The organism is Nocardiopsis sp. SBT366, assembly GCF_001083815.1.
GTDB lineage: Bacteria > Actinomycetota > Actinomycetes > Streptosporangiales > Streptosporangiaceae > Nocardiopsis > Nocardiopsis prasina.
Genome location: NZ_LAVM01000173.1, coordinates 1 through 1,462, shown reverse-complemented (window position 1 = coordinate 1,462; position 1,462 = coordinate 1). Strand labels below are relative to the sequence as shown.

1 protein-coding gene and 1 pseudogene are annotated in these 1,462 nt (G+C 63.1%); both read right to left on the bottom strand.

The genetic code is table 11. The annotated features are described in order from the left end of the window. Positions 1–72: 72 nt before the first annotated feature. A pseudogene (locus ADX84_RS25870) lies at positions 73–273 on the bottom strand (hypothetical protein); the annotation flags it as partial. A 958-nt stretch (positions 274–1,231) separates the two neighbouring features. Further along, the coding region (locus ADX84_RS26920) for a hypothetical protein (protein ID WP_234004185.1) at positions 1,232–1,462 on the bottom strand (231 nt) is incomplete at its 5' end.

Below are 1,462 nucleotides of genomic sequence, written 5' to 3'. Positions count from 1 at the left end.
GGAGGGCCGGGCCAGGCTCGGCCCGGAGGAGGGGGATCAGAAAGGGGGCCGCGCGGAACGGCCCCGGACGGATCAGCCGCTCACCGTGATGGGGCTCGCGGGGTCGTCCGCGTTGGTCACCGCGTAGGTCGCGGTGAACCCGGCCTCGTCGACGTTGGGGCAGCCGAAGCTCCCCTCCACCACGACATCGGTCGTGGTGTCGAAGGCCAACGTCGAAGCCGGGTCGCCGTTGGACCACTCACCCTCGATCGGCGCGTCCGCGTTGGGACTGACTTTGGGGCGGGGGCACCGGCAGGGGTGTCGGGGAATGAGGAGTCCATGCAGGTCCTTCCGAGGGTGCATGGCCGCGTTGCGCCCGCCGTTCCCCCGAACTTCCGGCACGCGGTCTGGTCGAGGTTTTCCCGTGGGAGGGCGGACCGGGTGACCAGAGAATGAGTTCCTGTGACGCTGCACATCATGTGTCGGGTCCGGCTGTGGTGCAAGAGTGCTTCGAGAAGTTTTCGTGCCTTTCTCGATTGATACGAGAATGATCTTGACTGGGATGTGTGAAGCGCCTCTGACGTGCGAAAACAGGGACTCTTCGGCGTCTGGAGGAGTTGTGTCGAAGAAGAAGGGGTTGGAGTAGGAGGTCATCCTGAACAGGGCTTCATTTAGTCAACTGGATGAGGATTTCCGGTGCCTTGTTTCGTCATTTGGGTGAGTGGCCGAGCTCCTCGTGGGGTGCCGGAGGTCGGGAGTGAGGGGTGGGAACGGCGCCGGGGTGTGGAGGGCGCGGGAGGAGGGAGGCCGCTGGGTGCGCGGACCCAAGGATCCTCAGAGGGACGGGGGTGGCACAGCTCAGAGGGACGGGGTGGCACAGCACGAACGCGCGCGCGGGCTCGCGCACGTGCGCATGCGGGGAACGCGAGAACCCGGCGGCGGGGGGTTAGGGAGCGCGGACGGAGGCAGTCGCCCCCACTTGGAGTGCCGGTGACCGGTGACACAGGAGCCCGGTTTGCCTGGGGTGTGGGCTACGGGTAATGTTCACCAGGTCGCCGCGAGACGGTGAGCGGCCCGCAAGGGCCGACTCGAAGCCGGGTCGCGATCTCAGACATCCTCTTCGAAGCAAAGTGGTTCGAGCACTGCTCCGGCCATGTAAACTCGAAGAGTCGCTTCAAGGAAACGAACAAAGGCCGCAAGGTCGGAACTCGGAACCTAACGAAGCAAAACGGGCTTTACCCCGATCTCGTGTTTAGCGGAAACGCTGCCACAAACCGCCGATTTGGCGGGGCGCGGAACACCTGATAAAGTAAAGACACAACAGCGGAAACGCAAAAAGCCTTCTCCGGAAGAGCAGGCGGAACTTCGGTTCTGGCGCTTGTACGGGAAGAGTGATTGTTTCTTGAGAACTCAACAGCGCGTGTTTGATTTTCTTTAAGCCATGTTTGTTTTGGCCCCGACGCACTTCGGTGCGTAGGGTTCC